Here is a 23,017-nt window from a genome sequence, read left to right as displayed (position 1 = left end):
AGTGCATGGTATCTGTTGACCGTTCTGGCCTTGCACTTTATATTGGGCAAACCAAATGTTTCCTGCACTCTTTTTGCAGCAAACAAAGCGTTTGATCAGAAAAACACGGGCGATCCGGGAGAAAAGCAATGCAGATAAAACAATTCCGATACGGGGCTGACAACCTGGGCTATCTGGTTTACGGGGACAAAACCGCAATGGCGGTTGACGGGGGTGCACCAAAAAAGATCCTGTCTTTTGTCAAAGACCGGAACCTTGCGTTACAATATGTCACCAACACCCATTCCCACATGGATCACACCACGGGCAACCGGCAATTGCTTTCCGGGACAAACGCAGCATTTCTGGATTTTGACACCCTGATTGACCAAAAAGAAATCCAAATGGAAGGTCAATTGATCCGGGTTTTGCACACCCCCGGACACACAAAAGATTCTGTCTGCTTTTACTTTGACAGCATCCTGATTTCCGGCGACACCCTGTTTAACGGAAAAGTGGGCCGGTGTTTTACCGGAGACCACCAGCGGTTTCTGCAATCCATCAAGACCCTTTTGCAGCTGCCCGGCGACACCGCCGTGTATGCCGGCCATGACTATGTGGAGGAATACGTGGCACTTGCCAGAAGCCTGGAGCCGGACAATGCGCATCTGGCCGGATACGACCCAGACCATGTCCGGGCCACCTTAAACGAGGAGCGCCGGGTGGATCCGTTTTTGCGCTTTAATGACGAGAAAATCACCGCCATTTTAAGGGCCCGGGGTCTGCCGGCGGAAACCGAGGCGCAGCGGTGGGAGTCGCTGATGTCTCTAATGTAGAAACGTTCTATTTCGGAAAGAAGATGAGAAAGGGCTTTTTCCAAGGGTTTGAAACAGCAAAAGCCCTGTTCTTGGCAGGGCTTTTTTCTGTCTGGTGGCTGAGGGTCCAGGATTCGAACCTGGGTTAACGGGGCCAGAACCCGTCGTCTTGCCACTAGACCAACCCTCAGCAGCAAAATTGTATTAACGTAAGATAACAAAAAACCAAATGGTGTCAAGCCAAAATTGATAAGCCTGTAAAAAGTCTTTTTCACAGGCAGTGCTAAGTTTTAAGTGATTAAGTGTTAAGTAAAATCAAGAAGTTATTTTTTTATTGTTGGCGATTATATCAGTTTTAGAACTTCCAAGGAAGCCCAAGAACGGGGTCGATTTTTGAAGCGACATTGAGCGTTTACGGAAAACTCCGTAACCGCTCAGGAGCGAAAAAACTGACCCCGTTCTTGGGCTTCCTTCCTGCAAAAACAGCGGGCGCGGTAAAAAGCTTTTTACGGTACCATCTAAAATCAGACTTTTACGAAAGCATTCAATTCTATACGCGGATCACGCCGGTTTTTCAGCCTGATCACGGATAAAGGCCGCGGCTTTTTCCAGCCGTGCAATGGTTTCATCCCGGCCCAGAATCTCGATCATTTCAAATATGCCCGGGCTCACGGTTTTGCCGGACAGTGCCAGGCGCACCGGCTGGGCGATTTTGCCGAATTTCAGGTCATGGGCCTCCATGACCTTTACAAACGCGGGCTCCAAATGCTTTTCATCAAAGGTTTCCGTGTTTTTCAGCTCCGCGATCAGATCCCGGATCGGCGCGGCCACTTCGGGTTTGAAAAACTTTTTGACCCCTTTTTCCTCGTAGTTTTCCGGGGCCGAATAATAAAACACCGCAGCCTCAGCCATTTCCACAAAGGTCTTGGACCGGGGCTGCAGGGTTTGGATCACCCCGTGTAAAAACGGGTTGTCTTCGGCTGAAATCCCGTGTCCGCTCAAAAACCCAATCAGGTGAGGCGCCAGTTTTTCAGGCGGTGTGCTGCGGATATGCTCGGCATTTAACGCCAGGAGTTTTTCCGGGTTAAACACCCCGGCAGACCGGCCGATATGTTCGATATCAAATTTTTCAATAAGCTCTTCACGGGTAAAAAACTCCTGGTCTCCGTGGGACCAACCCAGGCGCACAAGGTAGTTGAGCAGGGCGTCGGGATAATAGCCCATATCCCGGTAGGCGGTCACGCTCATGGCCCCGTGCCGCTTGCTCAGCCGCGACTTGTCCGGGCCCAGCACCATGGGTACATGGCCAAAATCCGGCACCTCCGCGCCCAGGGCCCGGTAGAGCAGAATCTGCTTGGGAGTGTTGCTGATATGATCATCGCCGCGGATAATGGTGTTGATCCCCATGGAGATGTCATCGACCACCACGGCCAGGTTGTATATGGGCATGCCGTCGCTGCGGCGGATAATGAAATCATCAAGTTCGGCATTGGGAAAAACAATATGGCCCCGGATCTTGTCTTCCACCACGGTGTTTCCCATCCGGGGGGATTTAAAACGCACCACAGCCCCGGGTGTGGGCGGAAGATTTTTTTCCCGGCAGGTGCCGTCATATTTGGGCTTGCCACCGCTTTGAGCGGCCTGCTGCCGCATGGCCTCGATCTTTTCTTTGGAGCAGGTGCAGTAATAAGCACTGCCCGTGTCAATCAGGTGCTGAATATATTTTTCATATACATCCAGGCGCCGGGACTGATAAAAGGGGCCTTCATCCCAGTCAATGCCCAGCCACTCAAGGGCGTCGACAATGGCGTCCACATATTGCTGAGTGGATCTTTCCGCGTCCGTGTCCTCGAACCGGAGAACGAACCGTCCCCCGGTTTTCCGGGCGTAAAGCCAGTTAAAAAGGGCCGTGCGCGCGCCGCCGATATGCAAAAACCCCGTGGGGCTTGGCGGGAAACGGGTGATGATGGCTTCCATATACAAATCTGTCCTGTGGTTTACGGGTTACGGATTGCAAAGCTCAATAGCGTTATAAAAGAAAACTATTTAATTTAGCCGAAAATATGATAAAAATCAAGAATGGTTTTTTCCGCCCTGCAAAATCCCTTGACATGAAACAGATTTTACCCTATTGATTTTAAATGATCATTTACCGGCAGTTAATATATTTAATAAATTATTTCAAATAGTTGGGAGATTATTCAAATGGCAGTACCCAAACACAAGGTATCCAGGTCCAAGCGGGACAAGCGCAGAACCCACCAGAAAGCCCAGGCCCCGGCTTTAAGCCGTTGCACCCAGTGCGGGGAGACGGTCATGAGCCACCGGGCATGTCCGGAATGCGGCAATTACAAAGGCCGTACCGTTATTGAGACCGAAGCGTAAGGGGATCGGCGACTATGACAATCGAAGACAAGGTCAAAAAGCTCATTTCCGAAAAGCTTGAGGTGGACCCGGCTGACGTGGTACCCAAGGCATCATTAATTGATGATCTGGGGGCCGATTCCCTGGCCATCGTGGAAATGATCATGACCATGGAAGAACAGTTTGATATCGAGGTGCCCGACGAAGACGCCGAAAACTTGCGAACCGTGGAAGACGCCATCAACTACATCATTAAAAAAACCCAGTCGTAATCCCTCGGCAATATTGCCGGTTCGCCCTGTACGCACCCAAACCCAACCCAATCAAAAGGAAAACGAGGCCCAGGATGCTTCCCCTTGCCATCGGTTCTGACCACGCAGGCTACGAACTCAAGGAGATCGTAAAAAACTATTTGATTTCACTTGACTTTAAAGTCGATGACTTCGGAACGGACTCTGAACAGTCCGTGGATTATCCTGATTTCGGCGCCCGTGTGGCCGGCAAGGTGGACAGCGGCGAATATGAGCGCGCGATTCTGATCTGCGGCACCGGCATCGGCATGTCCATGGTGGCCAACCGGTTTGGCCATGTGCGCGCGGCATTGTGCAACGACCTGTTTTCCGCCATCATGAGCCGCCGTCACAACGACGCCAACATCCTGGTACTGGGCGGAAGGGTGATCGGCACTGAACTGGCCCGCGAGATTGTGCAAGCCTGGATTCAAACCCCTTTTGAGGGCGGGCGGCACAGCCAGCGGCTGGAAAAATTTTGTGGAGGAAACTGACCTTTGAGCGATATTACAGATAAGAATGCAACCGCCGATGATCTGTCCCTGAACCTGTCCATAGTCAAAAAAGCTGACCCGGAAATCGCAGAAGCCATTTCCCGGGAATATGACCGACAGAAAACCACCCTGGAGCTAATCGCCTCGGAAAACATTGTCAGCCCTGCGGTCATGAGCGCCCAGTCCAGCGTGCTGACAAACAAGTACGCCGAAGGATACCCGGACAAACGTTATTACGGCGGCTGTGAATATGTCGACATCGCTGAAACCAAGGCCATTGACCGGGCAAAGGAGCTGTTTGGCGCTGAATATGCCAACGTACAGCCCCATTCCGGCTCCCAGGCCAACATGGCCGTATTTTTCGCCCTTCTGGAACTCGGCGACACCATCCTGGCCATGGACCTTTCCCACGGCGGCCACCTGACCCACGGCGCTGCGGCCAGTTTCTCGGGGCGGTTTTACAAGTTTGCCCATTACGGTGTCACCAGGAAAGAAGGCACCATTGATTACGACCAGGTGGCGACCCTGGCTGAAAAGCACCGGCCCAAAATGATTATTGCCGGAGCCAGCGCGTATTCACGGACAATCGATTTCGAGGCTTTCGCCCGGATTGCCAAATCCGTTGGCGCCTGGTTCATGGTGGACATGGCCCACATTGCCGGGCTGGTGGCAACCGGCCATCACCCCTCGCCAGTGCCGCATGCCGACGTGGTCACATCCACCACTCACAAGACCCTGCGCGGCCCCAGGGGCGGGCTGATTCTGGCCAAAACCGATCTGGACAAGGTCTTAAACAAGGAAATTTTTCCCGGGATCCAGGGCGGACCCCTGATGCACGTGATTGCAGCCAAGGCCGTGGCCTTCAAACTGGCCGCAGGCGAGTCGTTCAAAGACTACCAGGCCGATGTGGTGGGCAACGCCCGTGCCCTTGCCTCCGTACTCCAGCAAAACGGAGTGGATCTGATTTCCGGGGGCACGGACAACCACATGATGCTCGCAGACCTGCGAAACCTTTCCATTACAGGCAAAAAAGCAGAGGAAGTCCTGGGCATGGCCGGCATTACCGTAAACAAGAACACCGTGCCCTTTGACACGGAAAGCCCCTTTGTCACCAGCGGCATCCGCATCGGCACCCCGGCGGTGACCACCCGGGGCATGAAAGAGGCGGAAATGCAAAAAATCGGGGCATTTATCCTTGACGTTCTTAAGCACCCCGATGACACAACCCGCATTGAGGGCATCCGGCAGCAAGTGCAGGAACTTTGCGCCGGGTTTCCGTTGTTTGCGCAAACCCCATAAAGGCGTGCATCGATTGTCCGCTGCCGAAATTTGTCAAAACCAGCGGTCCGGACGCCTTGCAATGAAAAGGCAAAACATTTATGACCCCAACCGGCCAGCGTCCTGCCTGGGATGATTATTTTATGGATATTGCCAATCTCGTGGCCCGGCGCTCCACCTGCCTTCGCCGGGCCGTGGGGGCGGTGCTGGTCAAGGAGCACCGGGTGCTGTCCACGGGGTACAACGGCGCGCCCGCCAAAATCAGGCACTGCGCCGAGGTGGGCTGCCTGCGTGAGAGCATGAACATCGAGTCCGGTCAGCGCCATGAATTGTGCCGCGGCATTCACGCGGAGCAAAATGCCATCATCCAGGCCGCCTATCACGGGGTGGCCATCCGCGGAGCAAGTCTTTACTGCACGAACCTGCCCTGTGCCATATGCACGAAAATGCTTATCAATGCCGGGCTCACCGAAATCTGTTACCAGGAAGGGTACGCGGATGAATTGTCCGCCGCCCTGCTCGAAGAAGCCGGGATCCGGCTGCGGCAGGTTAAAGGAGGCAGCTGATGCGATGCCCGTTTTGCGGTGAAAACGACAACAAGGTCATTGATTCACGGCTGAGCAAGGATGGAAACGCCATTCGCCGGCGGCGGGAATGTCTTTTGTGCGGGCGGCGGTTCACCACCTATGAAACCGTGGAGGAAATCCCGCTGATGATCATCAAAAAAGACAAGCGGCGGGAGGTGTTTAACCGGGACAAGGTCCGCTCCGGACTCAAACGGGCTTGCGAGAAGCGTGAAATCAGCATGAATGTCATTGAGGCCTTTATCGAAGAGCTTGAGCGCGACCTGCGGGAGGCCGAGGAAAAGGAAATCCCATCCCGGGTGATCGGAGAGAAAATCATGGCCCGCCTGCATGAACTCGACAAGGTGGCCTACGTGCGGTTTGCCTCGGTATACCAGGATTTTAAGGACGTCAACGACTTTGTCACCGAACTCAAAACCCTTCTGGACCAAAGATAACAACCATTTTGCAGCACACCAGAAAAACGGTTCCGCGGTCCATTTGCGGAGCCGTTCTTTTTTTCAAAAAATGATTATGTTTTATCTACCCAATAAGGATATTTTTGTAAAAGTCTGATTTTAGATGGTGCCGCGAATCCAATAACAGGTTTTGCCCATGGAACATCCGGATTATCATTACATGAAAACAGCCCTTGAGCTGGCTGAAAAAGGCGCCGGCCGCACGTCGCCAAATCCCATGGTCGGGGCGGTGATTGTACAGGACGGACAGATCATTGGCCGCGGGTGGCACGAAAGAGCCGGCGGCCCGCATGCCGAAGTAAACGCCATTGCCGATGCCGGCAGCCGCACCCGGGGCGCCACCATGTATGTCACCCTGGAGCCCTGCAACCACCAGGGCCGCACCCCGCCGTGCACAAGGGCCATCCTGGAGGCGGGCATCAGCCGGGTGGTCTGCGCCATGACCGATCCCAACCCGGAGGTGGCCGGCGGAGGCGACCGGTTTCTGGCTGATTGCGGGATAGACGTGGAAACCGGGATTTGCGAACCAGAGGCCCGCCGGCTCAATGAATTTTTTATCCATTACATTCAAACCCGGCGGCCCTTTGTGCTGCTCAAATGCGCAGCCACCCTGGACGGCAAAATCGCCACGCTCACCGGGGATGCCAAATGGGTCACAGGCCCGGCCGCCCGGGCCCGGGTGCACCAAATGCGCCACTGCTGCGATGCCATCCTGGTGGGAATCAACACGGTGACAGCCGACGATCCGAGCCTGACCACCCGCCTGGAAAACAGCACCGGCCGGGACCCGGTCCGGGTGATTTTGGACACACAGCTTTCCATGCCGGAAACCGCCAAAATGCTTTCTCAGCAATCCAATGCCCCCACCATGGTGGCCGCATCAGAAAACGCCGACCCCCAAAAGGCCGCCCGCCTGGAGCAGCAAGGCGCACAAATCCTGTATGTGCCGGAAAAACAGAACCGGGTGGACCTTGATTGCCTGATGGCAAAGCTCGGCCAGATGAACATCACCAGCCTGCTGGTGGAAGGCGGCAGCCGGGTTGCCGCCGCGTTTCTGCAAAATCGCCTGGTTGACAAAATCTGCTTTTTTTACGCCCCGAAGATTCTCGGGGGTGACGGCATGGGCATCTGCAGCGGGCCTGGGCCGCAGTTGATGTCCTCGGCGATTTCCGTAACAGACATGGAAACAGAGCAGATCGGAGACGACCTTCTGATTCAGGGCTATATCAAATGATTCAGGCTTGTTATTTAAAAATCCCCCCGAGCGGCAAAACATGTTTGCCATTTGCTTCAACTTGATATAAATAGAAAGTTTTAAGGTTTTAGCGTGTTAGGGTTAACACCTTTTTTAACAACAGGCAGAAAAATGTTTACCGGAATTATCGAAGGTCTGGGCACCCTGGCAAACAGCCAGCCTGCAGGAACCGGCCGGCGGCTGACCATTTCCGTCGATTTTGACCTGGACGGCACCCGCATCGGCGACAGCATTGCCGTCAACGGCGTATGCCTGACAGCGGTGGAAATTTCCGGAAACCGTTTTTCCGCGGATGTTTCCGCCGAGACCCTTTCCCGCAGCACCCTGGCCGAGGCCCGGGCCGACCAGAAAATGAACCTGGAGCGGGCCCTTCGCCTGTCCGACCGATTAGACGGCCACCTGGTATCCGGCCATATAGACGGCAGCGCACAGATCACGCATAAAAAAGACATGGGCGGGTCCATCGTATTTGGCTTTGCCGTATCCGAGCAAATCAGCCGGTATCTGATTGCCAAGGGATCAGTGGCTGTAGACGGCATAAGCCTGACAGTCAACACCTGCGCTGCAGGACGGTTTGAAATCGCGGTGATCCCCCATACGGCAAAAATCACCACCCTGGGGCTGAAAAACCCCGGCGACCGGGTCAATATTGAAACCGACCTGATTGGAAAATACGTGGAAAAATTCTTAAAGGGAGATGACCCCGACGATTCCCGGCAGGAAAAAATTGATATGACGTTTTTGGCAAAAACCGGCTTTCTTTAAACATCAGGGGATTGCAACCTGATTTCACGGGTTTTGCATCAAATAACAAATGGACACGAAATCCACCTGCCGTGTGAACCCCGGGCGGTTTTCGCGTTTCCATGAAATTTACGGAGTATAAAAATGGGACATTTATCGATTGAAGAAGCCATCAAGGAGATCCGGGACGGCAGAATGGTCATCCTGGTCGACGACGAGGACCGGGAAAACGAGGGCGATCTGACCATGGCCGCAGAGGCGGTCACGCCCGAGGCCATCAATTTCATGGCCAAATACGGCCGCGGCCTGGTCTGCCTTTCTTTAAACCCGGAAAAGGTGGAAGACCTGGGCCTTCCAATGATGGTGCAGCACAACACTTCACAGTTTGAAACCGGTTTTACGGTCTCCATTGAGGCAAAAAAAGGGGTCACCACGGGCATTTCCGCGGCAGACCGCGCCACGACCATCCAAACGGCCATTTCCGATGAAGCCGGCCCGGATGACCTGGTCATGCCCGGCCATGTATTCCCTCTTCGGGCCCGCCGGGGCGGGGTGATCGTGCGAACCGGGCAGACCGAGGGCTCGGTGGACCTGGCCCGGCTGGCCGGCATGAAACCCTCCGGGGTAATCTGTGAAATCATGGATGAAGACGGCACAATGGCCCGGATGCCGTCGCTGGAAAAATTCAGCGAAGAGCACGGCATCGGCATCTGCACCATTGCCGATTTGATCGAATACCGCATGCGCACCGAGTCCTTTGTGCGAAGCGTTGTGGAAACCGAGATTCCCACCAGTTTCGCCGGCAACTTCAGGGTCCGGGTGTATGAAAACGACGTGGATGATTTCCAGCACATCGCCCTGATAAAGGGTGACATTGACCCGGAAGCCCCCACCCTGGTACGGGTGCACTCAGAGTGCCTGACCGGTGATATTTTCGGCTCCATGCGATGTGACTGCGGCGAGCAGCTGCACAAGGCCATGGTCATGATGGAAAAGGAGGGATGCGGCGTACTGCTCTATGTTCGGCAGGAAGGCCGGGGCATCGGACTGGTCAACAAGCTCAAGGCCTACGTTCTCCAGGACCAGGGCTATGATACCGTTGAGGCCAATGAAAAGCTCGGATTCAAGGCTGACCTGCGCGATTACGGCATCGGGGCCCAGGTGCTGGCTGATCTCGGGGTGCGCAAAATGCGTTTGATCACCAACAATCCCAAGAAAATCGTGGGCCTGGAAGGCTACGGTTTAAGCGTGGTGGACCAGGTGCCCATTGAAACCGAGCCCAATGACTACAACCGTTGCTATCTGGAATGCAAACAGCTCAAGATGGGCCATTATTTAAGCGTTTCAGCAAAAGACAAAACCAAAGACCAGGGGAAAAAGGCTCATGCCTAAATTCATCGAAGCCAATCTGTTGGCCGAAGGCCGGCGCTTTGTCATTGTGGTCAGCCGTTTTAATGATTTTATCTCTGACAAACTGCTTTCCGGCGCATTGGACGCGCTGGTGCGCAGCGGCGCCAATGATGCAGACATCGAGGTTGTCAAGGTTCCCGGATCGTTTGAAATCCCCCTTATCGCCAAAAAACTGGCCGCTGGCGGCAAATATGATGCCGTTATCTGCCTGGGTGCCGTGATCCGGGGTTCCACTCCTCATTTCGACTATGTCAGCGCCGAGGTATCCAAGGGAATCGCCGCAGCCGGCATGGATACCGGGGTGCCGATTATTTTCGGCGTCATCACCACCGATACCATTGAACAGGCCATTGAACGGGCCGGCACCAAGGCCGGCAACAAGGGATGGGATGCGGCTGTTTCCGCCATTGAAATGGCCAATCTGGCCGATCTGATAAAGGCGTAACCCTTTTCTTATGAAAATTCGCCGGAAATCAAGAGAAATGGCACTTCAGGCATTGTTTTGCATGGACACCCTGGGAGACGATTCCGAGGAGATGATCCAGGAACTGTGTACGCTGCTGGAGCCCCAGGAAAAAGTGCGGCCCTTCGGACTGGAATTGGTGCGCGGGGTGGTGGCCAAAAAGGCGGAAATCGACGGCCGCCTGGCCGAAACGTCCAGCAACTGGAAACTGGCCCGGATGGATTACGTGGATCGCAACGTGATCCGCATCGCTGTTTATGAAATGCTTTTCTGCAACGACATTCCCGAAAAGGTAGCCATCAACGAAGCCATTGATATCGGCAAAAAATACGGAACAGAGAAATCCGGTGCGTTTATCAACGGAATTCTCGACAGCATCTGGCAACGATATGTCCACTGTAACTCAAAAAGGAGCCCTGAATGCGAAACAGACAAATCTTCCTGAAGCCGGAGGAAATTCCCCGGCAATGGTATAACATATTGGCGGATATCAAGATCAATCCCCCGCTTGGGCCGGACGGAAATCCCCTTTCCCCGGACCAGCTCGCTCCTGTTTTTCCCATGAACTTAATCGAGCAGGAAGTCAGCACAAAGCGGTGGATCGACATACCCGATGAGGTGATGGATGTGCTGTCCATCTGGCATCCCACACCCCTGGTGCGGGCCTACAACCTGGAAAAGGCCTTAGACACCCCGGCCCGGATCTATTTCAAAAACGAATCCGTGAGCCCGCCGGGCAGCCACAAGCCCAATACCGCCGTACCTCAGGCCTATTACAACAAGGAGTTCGGGATCAAAAAAATGACCACCGAAACCGGCGCCGGCCAGTGGGGAAGCGCCCTGTCCTTTGCCTGCTGCCAGTACGGCCTGGAATGCAAGGTCTTTATGGTGCGCATCAGCTTTGATCAAAAGCCCTACCGCAAGACCATGATGGCAGCATGGGGCGGCAACTGCGTGCCCAGCCCAAGCATGAGCACCAAGGCCGGTCGCGAAGCCCTTGAATTGAATCCCGACACCCCGGGGACCCTGGGCATTGCCATCAGCGAAGCCATCGAGGCGGCTGTGGCCGATGAAAGCGGCCAGACCCGATATTCCCTGGGCAGTGTGCTCAATCATGTCATGCTCCACCAGACCATCATCGGCCTGGAAGCCAAGCGGCAGCTGGAAAAAGTCAGTGAATATCCGGACGTGATTATCGGATGCGCCGGCGGGGGCAGCAATTTCGCAGGCCTGGCCTTTCCTTTTGCCTATGATAAGATTCATGGCAAAAATGTGGATATCTATCCGGTGGAACCGGCCGGATGTCCGACCCTGACCCAGGCGCCCTTTGTCTACGACCACGGAGACACGGCCAAGTACACCCCGCTTCTGCCCATGTACAGCCTGGGCCACACCTTTGTGCCGCCCCCGGTTCATTCCGGCGGCCTGCGCTACCACGGCATGGCCCCCACGGTGAGCCAGCTGGTGGACGAAGGTGTTTTCGAAGCCCGGTCCGTTACCCAAAGCAAAAGCTATGCCGCCGGAGTGCTGGCAGCCCGCACCGAAGGGATCATTCCCGCCCCGGAGAGCTGTCATGCCCTGGCCCTGGTGGTGGAAGAAGCCCAAAAGGCCAAAGAGGAAGGAAAAGAAAAGGTGATCCTGTTTAACTGGAGCGGACACGGGCTGCTTGACCTGGGCGCCTATGAGGCTTATTTTTCCGGTAACATCAAAGACATTGAGCTGTCCCAGAAAGATTTGCACGGATCTGAAAAAGTGTATGAGGATTATCCCAAACCCCAGCATTTAAAAAGCGTGTAGGTTATGTCCGATCCACAAAAAGACAATCTGGAGATCCGCTGCCCAAGGCTCGGCAGCATCATTCCGTTTCGCTACTGCTTAATCAGCGGTGCTGACAGCCTGCCCTGTTTCAAGATACTGGACTGCTGGTGGGAAATTTTTGACGTGGATGCTTATCTAAAGGAGAATCTTCCGGCTGAAACCTACAACAGCCTGGTCACGGAGCCGCCGAAACCCAAGGTTGCCGCTATCGTGGAAATCGCTGAACAAGCCAAAAGAAAAAAGCAAACAGGAGGTAGCCGTTGATCTTAAAAACCCTTGCCGTAGGCCCCATCATGGCCAACTGCTACATTATAGGGTGCGAGAACACCAAATCCGCAGCCGTGATTGATCCCGGAGAGGAAGCAGACCGAATCCTCAAGGAATTGGCCAAAGACAATCTGACCCTCAAATATATCATCAACACCCACGGTCATTTTGATCACGTGGGCGGCAATTATGATCTCAAAAAGGCCAGCGGTGCGGATATCGTGATTCACCCGGCAGACGAGGCCATGCTTGCCGATCTGGTCAGAACAGCCGCGGCCTTCGGCCTTTCCGCCCAAAACTCGCCGGCCCCGGACCGGACAGTGCAGGAAGGCGACACCATCTCATTTGGCGAAATCACCCTGAAGGTGCTCCACACCCCGGGTCATTCCCCTGGCGGCATCTCCCTGCACACGGACAACATGGTATTTGTGGGCGACACCCTTTTTGCCGGCTCCATCGGCCGCACCGACCTGCCCGGGGGGGACTTTCAGACCCTGATTTCCAGCATCAAAACCAAGCTGTTTCCTCTGGGCGATGACGTCAAGGTTTATACCGGCCATGAGCAGGCCACCACCATCGGCCAGGAAAAACGCGCCAACCCGTTTCTGCGGTAGATATTTCGCACCTGCTGATAAGCCAGCCTGGCGCCGGGTTTTAAAAGGCGCCAAGCTGGCACGGCTTGATCTTGATGCCAAGGGTTTCACAGGCACCGCTGATATCCATTTTGCGCAAACCCATATCCGCTGCAATGGCAAACGCCCTTTTGCACGGCAGGCGCCCGTTTTCCAGATTTTCGCCAATGGCCCGGCGCAGTGCGTCTGAAACTTCAGGCCGGGCCTTGACGATCTTTTTGTTCGGGCTGTAGCCAAACAGCCCCAGCTGGCATTTTACCAGGCGAAGCTTCATTTCATCGGCACACGCGCCAACGGCTGCCGGCAAGGTATTTAGCTGGTTTGCAATCTCAAAGGCCACGGAACAGGGCAGTTCGCCGTCTTTTGCGCGCTGTGCCGTCTGCTTGCGGAGCCGGGCGTCATCTTTTTCCATAAACCCTCTCTATTTCTATTTTCCCATATTTGACTTGAACTAAAATATCCCCTTTGTTAATCAATATCAAATATGCGGGGGTTTTCAACCCCCGATACCGGCAGCATCAGAAATAAACCGACACCAAACGGCCGCAATTCATGCCAACGACCATCAAACGAAAAACAACCCGGCAGATCCACGTGGGCAGTGTGCCGGTGGGGGGAGACGCCTCCATATCCGTGCAATCCATGACCAACACCCACACTGCGGATGTGGCTGCCACAGTGGCCCAAATCCGGGGTCTGGAAGAGGCCGGATGCGAAATTATCCGCGTGGCTGTTCCGGACATGGACGCAGCCCGGGCCATTTCCGAAATCCGCACGCAGATCACCATCCCCCTGATTGCCGATATCCACTTTGACTTCCGACTGGCGGTGGCTGCTGCTGCTGCCGGGGCCAACGCACTTCGCATCAACCCCGGCAACATCGGGGCCAAAGACAAAATCCGGGCAGTGGTGGCCGCGGCAAAAGACAGCGGGCTGTCCATCCGCGTGGGGGTCAATGCCGGATCTCTGGATAAAGACATTTATCAGACCCATGGCGGACCAACGCCTGCCGCCCTTGTGCAAAGCGCCCTGCGCCAGGTGGCCGTGCTCGCGGAAATGGATTTTCACGAAGTAAAGGTTTCTTTGAAATCCTCTGATGTGATGCAAACCATCGAGGCGTATGAACTTTTTTCCGATCAGTCTGATATCCCCCTGCACGTGGGGGTTACAGAGGCCGGCGGACTCTATGCCGGAATCGTCAAATCCGCCATGGGCATCGGCAGCATCCTGAGCCGGGGCATCGGCGACACCCTGCGGGTTTCTTTGACCCGGGATCCAACAGAAGAGGTCCGGGTGGGCTATGAGATCTTAAAAGCCCTGGACATCCGCCGTCGCGGCCCGGAAATCATCTCCTGCCCCACCTGCGGCAGATGCGAAATTGATCTGTTCTCCATTGCCGAAAGCGTGGAAAAGGCCCTTTTGTCCAGCCGGGCGCCCATCAGGGTGGCTGTCATGGGATGTGCGGTAAACGGACCCGGAGAGGCCCGGGAGGCTGATGTGGGCATTGCCGGCGGCCGGGGCACGGGCATTTTGTTTAAAAAAGGCAAAGTGGTCAAAAAATTTCCTGAAGACCGGCTGGTCCGGGAACTGCTGGCCGCAGTGCGGCAGCTGGAGGAAAACCACGAGCCATAAAACCGGCAGGTTTTGCATTGTCCCTTTTCATCTGAAACTTGATGGCGTCGTAAAAAGTCAATTTTGGGACGGCAAAGTAAAAAGTTCAAGATCAAGGCGCGCGAATCTCGAGGAATAAGGCGTACTTGTTCGTACGTCGAATGACGAGGGATGAAGCGCAACGCAGATATTGGATTTTTTACGAAGCCGTCAAACTTGAAACACTTTTCCCAGAGGTTTGAGAATGACGCAAAAAAACGACACCGCAATCCGCCCCACCCGGGCGGAAAATTATCCGGAATGGTACCAGCAGGTCATCCGGGCCTCAGACATGGCTGAACTATCCCCGGTGCGGGGCTGTATGGTAATCAAGCCGTGGGGGTACGCACTTTGGGAAAACATGGTGCGGGCCTTAGATGACATGTTTAAGGCCACGGGCGTGAGAAACGCTTATTTCCCCCTTTTTATTCCCATCTCCTTTCTGGAAAAGGAAGCCGAGCATGTGGAGGGATTTGCCAAGGAATGCGCGGTGGTCACCCACCACAAGCTGGAAAAGGACGAAAACAACCGCCTGGTGCCCGCAGGCAAACTCAACGAACCCCTGATCGTGCGGCCAACGTCTGAGACCATCATCGGCGACGCCTTTGCCCGGTGGATCAAAAGCTACCGGGATCTGCCCATGCTGCTCAATCAGTGGGCCAACGTTGTCCGGTGGGAAATGCGTACCCGGATTTTTCTGCGCACCAGCGAATTTCTCTGGCAGGAAGGCCATACCGTGCATGCCACAAAACAGGAAGCCATTGACCGCACTTATATGATGCTTAATGTATATAAACGGATGGCTGAAGAATACCTGGCCATACCGGTCATCACCGGGGAAAAATCCGTTGCGGAAAAATTTCCCGGCGCGGAGATCACCACCTGCATCGAGGCCATGATGCAGGACAAAAAGGCCCTGCAGGCGGGAACCTCCCATTTTCTCGGCCAGAACTTTGCCAGGGCCTCGGGCATCCGGTTTCAATCCGCCATGGAAACCGAAGAATACGGATGGACCACTTCCTGGGGCGTGTCCACCCGCATGATCGGCGGTCTGATCATGACCCACAGCGATGATAACGGCATAGTCCTGCCCCCTCGGGTGGCTTCTGCCCATGTGGTGCTGTTGCCGATTTTAAAGAAAAAGGAAACCAACGACAGCGTGATGGCATACACCCAGGCAATCGCCGGGCGACTGCGGCAGCAGAACTATCACGGCACGCCCCTGAGGGTGGAAATCGATGACCGCAACATCGGCGGCACCCGCAACTGGGACTGGATCAAAAAAGGCGTGCCCCTTCGTGTGGAAATCGGTCCCAAGGACATGGATGCAGACTCGGTGTTTGTTTCCAGGCGGGACCGGGAACGAAAAGACCGCTTTTCCATCCAAAAAGACGAATTTATCGGAAAAATCACGGAGATCCTTGATGAAATTCAGTCCGGATTATATGAAAAGGCGCTTTGTTTTTTAAAGGAAAACACGCGCGACATTGACGATCCAGATGAATTTAATGCGTTTTTCTCCCCGAAAAACCCGGAGGAGCCGGAAATTCACGGTGGGTTTGCCAGGTCGCACTGGTGCGGCCGCGCTGAATGTGAAAAAGCCGTCAAGGAACGGCTCAATGTCACCATCCGCTGCATTCCCTTTGACCGAAAAGAGCAATCCGGGGCCTGCATTCAGTGCGGGGAAGAAAGCCAGGGGCGGGTGGTGTTTGCAAAAGCCTATTAAAATATCCGGAAAGGTTTTGTCTCAGAAAAAATTATGATCCGCATTACCGATATACTCGATAAGCTCTACGATTATTACCCGGACGCGGATGTGGACATCATCGATCGTGCCTACATCTACTCCGCCCGAGTCCATGCCGGACAAATGCGCCTTTCCGGAGAGCCCTACCTGTCGCATCCCCTTGAAGTGGCCAGCCTGCTGGCCGACATGAAGCTGGATCCGGTGAGCATATCCGCGGGCCTGCTCCATGACGTGGTGGAAGACACCCATGCCACAATTGATGAAATTTATCACACATTCGGCAATGAAGTGGCCCATATCGTGGCCGGGGTCACCAAGATCAGCGCCCTTCCCTTCAGCACCGATCAGCAGCGACACGCGGAAAACATCCGGAAAATGATCCTGGCCATGGCCGATGACATCCGGGTGATTTTAATCAAGCTCGCTGACCGGCTCCACAACATCCGGACCCTGCATTATCACAAAAAGCCGGAAAAACAGCAGTCCATCGCCCAGGAAACCTTAGACATCTACGGCCCCATTGCCGGCCGCCTGGGCATTTACTGGCTGAAAAACGAGCTTGAGGAAACCGCGTTTTATTACGCCAATCCCGAGGAATACAGCCGAATTGACGGGCTGCTGAAAAAAAACCAGGAGGAACGCGCAAAATACGTTGCCACGGTCAAAACCCTTATTAAGGAGAAAATGTCTGAAGCCGGCATTTCGTGCCGGGTGCAGGGCCGGCACAAGCAATATTACAGCATATACCAGAAAATGGTCTCCCAGGAACTGGACTTTGAAGAGGTTTATGACATTATTGCCTTTCGCATCGTCGTGGAAAATGTCTCCCAGTGTTATGCAGCCCTGGGGCAAATCCATGCCAGGTGGAAGCCGATCCCCACGAAATTCAAGGATTATATCGCCGTTCCCAAGCCCAACATGTATCAGTCGCTGCACACCACAGTGATCGGCCCGTACGGGGAAAGAATGGAAATCCAGATCCGTTCCGAGCAGATGGATCACGTGGCCAATTTCGGCATTGCCGCGCACTGGAGCTACAAGGAGGGCAAAACCCAGGAGGATATCAATACGAAAAACACCTTTGCCTGGATTCACAATTTGGTGGAAAACCAGGAAAATTTCGGAAATCCGGAAGAATTTCTGGAAAACGTGCGAATCGATTTGTTTCCAGACGAGGTATTTGTGTTTACGCCCAACGGGGATGTGCGCTCGCTTCCAAAAGGGGCCACGCCCGTGGATTTTGCCTACATGATCCACACGGAGGTGGGCAGCGAGTGCACCGGCGCCAAGGTCAACGGACGGCTCGTACCCCTCCAGTACGAACTCAACACCGGCGATATCGTTGAAATTCTGACCACCAGGGGCCACCAGCCCAGCAAGGACTGGCTCAATTTCGTCAAAACCGTCAAGGCCAAGTCCCGTATCCGGCACTGGATCCGCAAACAGGAAAAGGAGCGCAGCCTCTCTCTGGGCCGGGAACTGTGCGAGAAGGCCTTTCGGAAATACAAACTCAATTTTTCAACCCTGGTCAAGTCCCGGGAGATGGAAAAAGTGGCAGAGGCCTTTAATTTCAAGTCCACAGAGGACCTGATCGCCAATGTGGGCATCGGAAAAATCACGCCCCTGCAGATCATCCGAAAGCTCGACCCCCAGTTTACCGAGAAAAAGGATTCAACCCTCATTGACAAGATCATGGGGCCCCGGGACCGAAAGCAGAAAGAAAAAACCGAAGGGGTGTCTGTCCACGGCCTGGATGACATTCTGATACGTTTCGGCAAATGCTGCCAGCCCGTGCCCGGAGACCCGATTACCGGGTATATCACCCACGGCGCCGGGGTGACCATTCACCGCAGCGGATGTGTCAATGCGTTGAAACTCAACCCGGACCGGCAAATCGACGTGGAATGGAATACAAACGACAATGGTGAGTTTCCGGTGTCCCTGAAGATCACCGCCTCGGACCGCATGGGGCTGCTGGCGGAAATCTCGACTGAAATCAGCAAGGCGGCCGCCAATATTTATGATGTCCGCCTTGAAAACAGAGGCAACAAGTCGATTTACGGAAAATTTACCATCATGGTAAAAGACCGCGGACACCTGGATAGCGTGATCTCCCGGCTGAAAAAAATCCAGGCCGTGCAGGAGGTCAAGCGTCTGTAAAAACAGGGTATCCGGAAAATGAGATTACGGGGCTTTGACCACCAGACCGGATTTAATGCACTGGGTGCACACGGTGATTTTTTTCACGCTGCCGTTCTGCACTGCGCGCACCCGCTGCAGGTTGGGATTAAACCGCCGTTTGGTGACATTATGGGCATGGCTGACATTACATCCCACCATGGCTTTTTTGCCGCATATACTACACATCGTAGACATATCAGAAATCTCCTTCACACAATCAGGACACAGGTTCACATAAAAATCTAATTATATGCCGCAAAAATTTGGATTTGTAAAGCATTTTTTCAGCTTTCGGATCAAGCGGAAAATCGGTCAATTAACCCCTTCCCATCCGACTTCAATGGGCGGCAGCTGCACCCAGCCATCCATGGTTGGCGTCTGTCCGGGTGCGTCGCCGGGCAGATGCCGGCTGCAGCGGTCCATGTACCTTCTGGCTTTGTCGGTATATGCCGTCACTTGCGGATACTGGGTGACCACGGTTTCAAACCGGTTCATGGCCGCCAGGTATTGTTCGGACTTAAAATAAAACTCGCCCACGTAGAATTCATGGCCTGCCAGATTCCTGCGGCATTTTTCAATCTTTTCCCCGGCGTCGCGCGCCCACTGACTGTCCGGAAACCTGGACTGAAGCCGCAGAAACACCTCAAGGGCATTGCGGGTCGGCACCTGGGTCCGGTCAATACTTCGCAGCCGCTCATAATGGCACATTCCCATCTGGTAGGTGGCATACGGGATCTGCGCATCATTGGGATGCAGCTGTTCGTACTGCTGATAAGCCTGCAGGGCCTGATCGTATTGTCCAAGATGAAAATGAGCGTCGGCAATGCGCAGCTTGGCTTCCTTGGCATGCGGGCTGTACGGATACCAATCCCGCAGCCGTTCATAGGATTTCAGGGCCTTGTCATATTTTTCCGCCTCAAATGACGCCGCCCCTTCCTCAGCGAGCTCGCCCGCTGACTTCTCCTCCTTTTTTCCGAACCACCCCGCACACCCTGACGCACACAGGGCAAGCACTAAAGCCAACACGAGAATCCGGATTCCCGGACGCTGCACAGCGCCCGGGCCCGATTCAATCTTATTTTGCCGCATGTTATATTATTCCGGTTTACACTCTGAATCTATAGAACGCTTTTGATCGTATCCTCAAGCTTGGCCTTCTGGACCATGCCAACGACCTGCTCGACGTTTTTGCCGCCCTTGAACAGAATCAATGTGGGAATGGCGCGGATACCATAATTGCTGGGCGTTGCAGGATTGTCATCCACGTTGCATTTCAGAAATTTAACCTTGCCTTCGTAGTCCTTGCTCAGTTCCTCGACCACGGGCCCGATGGCCTTGCAGGGACCGCACCACGGGGCCCAGAAATCCACGAGAACGGGGATATCCGAATTCAATACTTCCTTTTCAAAGGTCTCGTCGCTGACTTCTTTAACGTTTTCCGCCATTTTCATTCCTTCCTGAAAAAAATTTCGTGTTTGCGGTTTCTCATTAGGCTATTACGGATTAACCGTATTCACAAGTGAAAACCGCAGTCTTTATACCTACTACATGCATGCCTTCAATGTCAAGATAACCATCCAGACATTTTTTTCAAAAATTAAATAACCAGGGGGACATTTCTGCATTGCCCCGGCAGCCGTCTTTATCAGAAAATCATTGACGTGCTTTTCTTTAAAGGCTAATATTTTTAGGTTATACTTCTGAAAACAGAAGCTGTGGAATCAAGAAGAAAGGCGGGCGTGACCAAAGCATTGCGGGTCTCCTGCCGAATATATTGTCATTTTTTTTAAAAATTCAGGGACAGTAATCATGGTTGAACTCGACTTTGACAAGGGCGGCGGGCTGCTGCCGGCCATTGCCCAGGATGCGGAAACCGGCGAAGTGCTCATGCTGGCCTACATGAACCGCGCGGCATGGGAAAATACCATCAAAACCGGCGTGGCCACTTATTACAGCCGTTCCAGGGACAAACTGTGGGTCAAGGGCGAAACCTCGGGCCACACACAGCAGGTTCGGGAGCTGCGCTTTGACTGCGATGCCGACACCATCCTGCTCAAGGTGGTACAGCTTGGCGGCGCGGCCTGCCATAAAGGCTATAAATCCTGTTTTTACCGGAAAGTGGAAAATAACGAAGCTGTGATTACAGATGAACCGATATTTGATCCAGACGAGGTGTATAAAAAATGAGTGACAAACTCAAGCTCGGCATTCCCAAGGGAAGCCTGCAGAAATCGACCATTGAACTATTCCGCCGCTCCGGGTGGAAGATCAACGTCAACGGCCGGAGCTATTTTCCGGATGTCAACGACCCATACATGGAGTGCACGCTCTGCCGCGCCCAGGAAATGTCGGTGTACGTGGCAAACGGCACCCTGGATGCGGGCCTGACCGGCAAGGACTGGATTGCGGAAAACAACTCGGATATCCAGGTTGTATCAGACCTGGTCTACTCCAAGGTCAGCGCAAGGCCGGCGCGCTGGGTGGTTGCGGTTGCCAGCGATTCAGAGGTCAAATCCATCGAAGATCTTTCCGGGAAAAAAGTGGCCACCGAACTGGTGGGCTATACCCGGCGCTATTTCGCGGACAAAAATATTGACGTAAAAATCGAGTACTCCTGGGGTGCCACAGAAGCCAAGGTGGTCTCCGGACTGGCTGACGCCATCGTGGAAATCACGGAAACCGAAAGCACCATCCGCGCCCACGGGCTCAAGGTCATCCACGAGATGATGCAGACCAACACCCAGCTCATTGCCAATCACGATGCATGGAAAGATTCGGACAAAAAAAAGAAAATCGAGCAGGTGGCCCTTTTGCTCAAGGGCGCTTTGGCTGCCGAGAAACTGGTGGGCCTGAAAATGAACGCGCCCGAGGAAAAGCTCGACAGCATTGTCTCGCTTCTGCCGAGCTTAAACGCCCCCACCATTGCCAAGCTTTATCACAGCCAGTGGTACTCGGTGGAAACCGTTGTCAGCTCGGATACGGTCCGGGACCTGATCCCGGTGCTGCTGGACAACGGGGCCGAGGGCATCATCGAGTACCCATTGAACAAGGTTATCTGAGACCGGATTTGAAAATTATTTCCGCCGAATTTGAAACCAGCGCTGCAAAACCCGGGCAGTACCCGGAGGCCGTTTTGCCGGAAATCGCCTTTGCAGGCCGCTCCAACGTGGGCAAATCCAGTCTCATCAATACCCTGCTAAACCGCAGGCACCTGGTGAAAACCAGCTCCACGCCCGGCAAAACGCGCCTGATCAATTTTTTTGTCATCAACAACGCCTTTTATTTCGTTGATCTGCCCGGTTACGGATACGCCCGGGTTTCTCAAAAGGAGCGCAAAAAATGGGGCCCCATGGTGGAAACCTATCTTCGTTCCCGGTCCACCTTAAGGGCCGTGGTCCTGCTCCAGGATATCCGGCGCATGCCGGGAACTGAGGAAATCCAGCTGATAGAGTTTCTCGAACACCTCCATCTGCCGGTGCTGGTAATTCTCACCAAGGCGGACAAATTCTCAAAAAGCAAGCAGGCCGCACAGGCCCGGCAGATCCGCGGGCACCTGAAGCTAAAGGAAAACGAAACAGTGCTGTTCTCCGCCAAAACCCGCCAGGGCACAGATGAAATCCACGAAATAATCGGGGGACTGCTCATGGAAGCCCCCACAGACGGCCAGACATTATGAATTTTTCATCCAGTAACACGCAAGACGATTTTCACTCCGGTTTTGCCGCCATTACCGGCGCGCCCAACGCCGGCAAATCCACGCTGTTAAACGCCATGATCGGCGAGAAGATCTCCATTACCTCGCCCAAACCCCAGACCACGAGAAACCGCATTGCCGGCATTGTACACGGCACCGGCTATCAGATCGTATTTCTCGATACCCCCGGGGTGCACAAAAGCGATAAGCTGTTTAACCGCAAAATCGTGGACGTGGCCCTGTCTGCAATGGATGAAGTGGACCTGATCCTGATGATCGCTGATGCGTCTGATCCAAGTCCTGCATCCGAGTCTCTGCTCGTGGACAAAATTGGAGAGAAAAAACCGCTTCCTGCCGTTCTGGCCCTAAACAAAGTCGATCTGGTGGACAAGCCCCTGCTGCTTGAACAAATCCAAAAATGGGCAGCTCTGGATATATTTTCTGAAATCGTGCCCATTTCCGCCAAAACCGGGCTCCAGGTGCCGCAGTTGATGGCGGCCATGGCCGGCCATCTGCCCCCCGGCCCGCCCTATTACCCGGAAGACGCACTCACCGACGCACCCGAGCGGTTTATCGTGGCCGAGATGATCCGGGAAAAGGTTTTTGCCCACACCGGCCAGGAAATCCCCTATTCCACGGCCGTGACCATTGAACGGTTTGCCGGGGATGAAAAAAAGGATATGGTGCGAATTCATGCGGCCATCCACGTGGAGCGCGACTCCCAGAAAGGTATTGTCATCGGCAATCGCGGCCGGATGCTGAAAACCATCGGCTCAGAGGCGCGCAAAGACATTGAAAGCCTTCTGGGTACCCGGGTGTTTCTGGAACTGTTTGTCCGGGTGGAAAAAGACTGGAGCAAAAAGCCCGGGTCCATCCGCAAACTCGGTTACTAAA

At 54.1% G+C, this 23,017-nt stretch carries 27 protein-coding genes and 1 tRNA gene; 22 read left to right on the top strand and 6 right to left on the bottom strand.

Annotated elements, in window-relative coordinates:
- The first annotated feature begins 128 nt into the window (after positions 1–128).
- Positions 129–815 (top strand): hydroxyacylglutathione hydrolase family protein, encoded by a 687-nt coding sequence (locus tag HNR65_RS03105; protein ID WP_181549963.1) that lies wholly within the window; start codon positions 129–131, stop codon positions 813–815.
- Positions 816–910: 95 nt separating this feature from the next.
- Here the strand turns inward: HNR65_RS03105 and HNR65_RS03100 are convergent.
- Positions 911–984, bottom strand: a tRNA-Gln gene (locus tag HNR65_RS03100).
- Positions 985–1,355: 371 nt separating this feature from the next.
- Positions 1,356–2,771 (bottom strand): glutamate--tRNA ligase, encoded by a 1,416-nt coding sequence (gene gltX / locus HNR65_RS03095; protein ID WP_181549962.1) that lies wholly within the window; start codon positions 2,769–2,771, stop codon positions 1,356–1,358.
- Positions 2,772–2,999: 228 nt separating this feature from the next.
- Between gltX and rpmF the strand changes: the two genes are divergently transcribed.
- The 14 genes from rpmF (at position 3,000) to HNR65_RS03025 (ending at position 12,833) form a co-directional block, all read left to right on the top strand.
- The gene (rpmF, locus tag HNR65_RS03090; protein ID WP_181549961.1) at positions 3,000–3,179 is read left to right on the top strand and encodes a 50S ribosomal protein L32; all 180 of its coding nucleotides are present in this window, start codon (positions 3,000–3,002) and stop codon (positions 3,177–3,179) included.
- Positions 3,180–3,193: 14 nt separating this feature from the next.
- The gene (locus HNR65_RS03085) at positions 3,194–3,430 is read left to right on the top strand and encodes an acyl carrier protein (RefSeq protein ID WP_181549960.1); all 237 of its coding nucleotides are present in this window, start codon (positions 3,194–3,196) and stop codon (positions 3,428–3,430) included.
- A gap of 74 nt (positions 3,431–3,504) precedes the next feature.
- On the top strand, positions 3,505–3,942 hold the full coding sequence (rpiB, locus tag HNR65_RS03080) for a ribose 5-phosphate isomerase B (protein ID WP_181549959.1): 438 nt from the start codon (positions 3,505–3,507) through the stop codon (positions 3,940–3,942).
- A 48-nt stretch (positions 3,943–3,990) separates the two neighbouring features.
- The gene (gene glyA / locus HNR65_RS03075) at positions 3,991–5,241 is read left to right on the top strand and encodes a serine hydroxymethyltransferase (protein WP_332309008.1); all 1,251 of its coding nucleotides are present in this window, start codon (positions 3,991–3,993) and stop codon (positions 5,239–5,241) included.
- 80 nt (positions 5,242–5,321) lie between these two features.
- Complete coding sequence (locus HNR65_RS03070; RefSeq protein ID WP_181549958.1) at positions 5,322–5,786, top strand: deoxycytidylate deaminase; 465 nt, start codon at positions 5,322–5,324, stop codon at positions 5,784–5,786.
- Positions 5,786–6,241, top strand: coding sequence for a transcriptional regulator NrdR (gene nrdR, locus HNR65_RS03065; protein WP_181549957.1), 456 nt, complete (start codon positions 5,786–5,788; stop codon positions 6,239–6,241). Before HNR65_RS03070 ends, nrdR begins: the two co-directional genes overlap by 1 nt.
- 157 nt (positions 6,242–6,398) lie before the next feature.
- A complete protein-coding gene (ribD, locus tag HNR65_RS03060; RefSeq protein WP_181549956.1) occupies positions 6,399–7,496 on the top strand; it encodes a bifunctional diaminohydroxyphosphoribosylaminopyrimidine deaminase/5-amino-6-(5-phosphoribosylamino)uracil reductase RibD in 1,098 nt (365 codons plus the stop codon).
- A 132-nt stretch (positions 7,497–7,628) separates the two neighbouring features.
- The gene (locus HNR65_RS03055; protein ID WP_181549955.1) at positions 7,629–8,282 is read left to right on the top strand and encodes a riboflavin synthase; all 654 of its coding nucleotides are present in this window, start codon (positions 7,629–7,631) and stop codon (positions 8,280–8,282) included.
- A 123-nt stretch (positions 8,283–8,405) separates the two neighbouring features.
- Positions 8,406–9,653 carry a bifunctional 3,4-dihydroxy-2-butanone-4-phosphate synthase/GTP cyclohydrolase II gene (locus HNR65_RS03050; RefSeq protein ID WP_181549954.1) on the top strand — a complete coding sequence of 416 codons (1,248 nt, stop codon included), beginning with the start codon at positions 8,406–8,408 and terminating at the stop codon, positions 9,651–9,653.
- Positions 9,646–10,116, top strand: coding sequence for a 6,7-dimethyl-8-ribityllumazine synthase (gene ribH, locus HNR65_RS03045; RefSeq protein WP_181549953.1), 471 nt, complete (start codon positions 9,646–9,648; stop codon positions 10,114–10,116). The genes HNR65_RS03050 and ribH overlap by 8 nt, the downstream gene beginning before the upstream one ends.
- Positions 10,117–10,126: 10 nt before the next feature.
- On the top strand, positions 10,127–10,579 hold the full coding sequence (gene nusB / locus HNR65_RS03040; protein WP_181549952.1) for a transcription antitermination factor NusB: 453 nt from the start codon (positions 10,127–10,129) through the stop codon (positions 10,577–10,579).
- Complete coding sequence (locus HNR65_RS03035; protein ID WP_181549951.1) at positions 10,555–11,931, top strand: TrpB-like pyridoxal phosphate-dependent enzyme; 1,377 nt, start codon at positions 10,555–10,557, stop codon at positions 11,929–11,931. The genes nusB and HNR65_RS03035 overlap by 25 nt, the downstream gene beginning before the upstream one ends.
- A 3-nt stretch (positions 11,932–11,934) precedes the next feature.
- Positions 11,935–12,216, top strand: a complete 282-nt coding sequence (locus HNR65_RS03030; protein WP_181549950.1) for a hypothetical protein — start codon at positions 11,935–11,937, stop codon at positions 12,214–12,216.
- Positions 12,213–12,833: an MBL fold metallo-hydrolase gene (locus tag HNR65_RS03025; RefSeq protein ID WP_181549949.1), complete on the top strand. Its 621-nt coding sequence runs from the start codon at positions 12,213–12,215 to the stop codon at positions 12,831–12,833. The genes HNR65_RS03030 and HNR65_RS03025 overlap by 4 nt, the downstream gene beginning before the upstream one ends.
- Before the next feature lie 40 nt (positions 12,834–12,873).
- Here the strand turns inward: HNR65_RS03025 and HNR65_RS03020 are convergent, their stop codons facing one another.
- Positions 12,874–13,263 (bottom strand): hypothetical protein, encoded by a 390-nt coding sequence (locus tag HNR65_RS03020; protein WP_181549948.1) that lies wholly within the window; start codon positions 13,261–13,263, stop codon positions 12,874–12,876.
- 140 nt (positions 13,264–13,403) lie between these two features.
- Between HNR65_RS03020 and ispG the strand changes: the two genes are divergently transcribed.
- From ispG to HNR65_RS03005, 3 genes are all read left to right on the top strand, one after another.
- Positions 13,404–14,483, top strand: a complete 1,080-nt coding sequence (gene ispG, locus HNR65_RS03015; RefSeq protein WP_181549947.1) for a flavodoxin-dependent (E)-4-hydroxy-3-methylbut-2-enyl-diphosphate synthase — start codon at positions 13,404–13,406, stop codon at positions 14,481–14,483.
- Between the two features lie 223 nt (positions 14,484–14,706).
- The gene (proS, locus tag HNR65_RS03010; protein WP_181549946.1) at positions 14,707–16,227 is read left to right on the top strand and encodes a proline--tRNA ligase; all 1,521 of its coding nucleotides are present in this window, start codon (positions 14,707–14,709) and stop codon (positions 16,225–16,227) included.
- Positions 16,228–16,260: 33 nt separating this feature from the next.
- Positions 16,261–18,408 carry a RelA/SpoT family protein gene (locus HNR65_RS03005; RefSeq protein ID WP_181549945.1) on the top strand — a complete coding sequence of 716 codons (2,148 nt, stop codon included), beginning with the start codon at positions 16,261–16,263 and terminating at the stop codon, positions 18,406–18,408.
- A gap of 24 nt (positions 18,409–18,432) precedes the next feature.
- Here HNR65_RS03005 and rpmB read toward each other — a convergent pair whose 3' ends face one another.
- From rpmB to trxA, 3 genes are all read right to left on the bottom strand, one after another.
- Positions 18,433–18,624, bottom strand: a complete 192-nt coding sequence (rpmB, locus tag HNR65_RS03000; RefSeq protein ID WP_181549944.1) for a 50S ribosomal protein L28 — start codon at positions 18,622–18,624, stop codon at positions 18,433–18,435.
- Positions 18,625–18,741: 117 nt separating this feature from the next.
- The gene (locus tag HNR65_RS02995; protein WP_181549943.1) at positions 18,742–19,518 is read right to left on the bottom strand and encodes an outer membrane protein assembly factor BamD; all 777 of its coding nucleotides are present in this window, start codon (positions 19,516–19,518) and stop codon (positions 18,742–18,744) included.
- A 29-nt stretch (positions 19,519–19,547) separates the two neighbouring features.
- Complete coding sequence (trxA, locus tag HNR65_RS02990; RefSeq protein WP_181549942.1) at positions 19,548–19,874, bottom strand: thioredoxin; 327 nt, start codon at positions 19,872–19,874, stop codon at positions 19,548–19,550.
- Positions 19,875–20,238: 364 nt separating this feature from the next.
- Here trxA and hisI point away from each other — a divergent pair, with 364 nt between their 5' ends.
- From hisI to era, 4 genes are read left to right on the top strand one after another with little or no spacing between them, the layout of a single operon-like run.
- Complete coding sequence (gene hisI, locus HNR65_RS02985) at positions 20,239–20,616, top strand: phosphoribosyl-AMP cyclohydrolase (protein WP_181549941.1); 378 nt, start codon at positions 20,239–20,241, stop codon at positions 20,614–20,616.
- A complete protein-coding gene (gene hisG / locus HNR65_RS02980) occupies positions 20,613–21,488 on the top strand; it encodes an ATP phosphoribosyltransferase (protein ID WP_181549940.1) in 876 nt (291 codons plus the stop codon). Before hisI ends, hisG begins: the two co-directional genes overlap by 4 nt.
- Positions 21,489–21,496: 8 nt before the next feature.
- Positions 21,497–22,105: a ribosome biogenesis GTP-binding protein YihA/YsxC gene (gene yihA / locus HNR65_RS02975; RefSeq protein ID WP_181549939.1), complete on the top strand. Its 609-nt coding sequence runs from the start codon at positions 21,497–21,499 to the stop codon at positions 22,103–22,105.
- A complete protein-coding gene (gene era / locus HNR65_RS02970) occupies positions 22,102–23,016 on the top strand; it encodes a GTPase Era (RefSeq protein ID WP_181549938.1) in 915 nt (304 codons plus the stop codon). Before yihA ends, era begins: the two co-directional genes overlap by 4 nt.
- The last annotated feature ends 1 nt before the right edge of the window (position 23,017 follow it).

Origin of the sequence: Desulfosalsimonas propionicica, from assembly GCF_013761005.1 — a bacterium.
GTDB lineage: Bacteria > Desulfobacterota > Desulfobacteria > Desulfobacterales > Desulfosalsimonadaceae > Desulfosalsimonas > Desulfosalsimonas propionicica.
The sequence above is the reverse complement of the archived record's forward strand: the minus strand, read 5'-3'. Positions and strand labels throughout refer to the sequence as shown.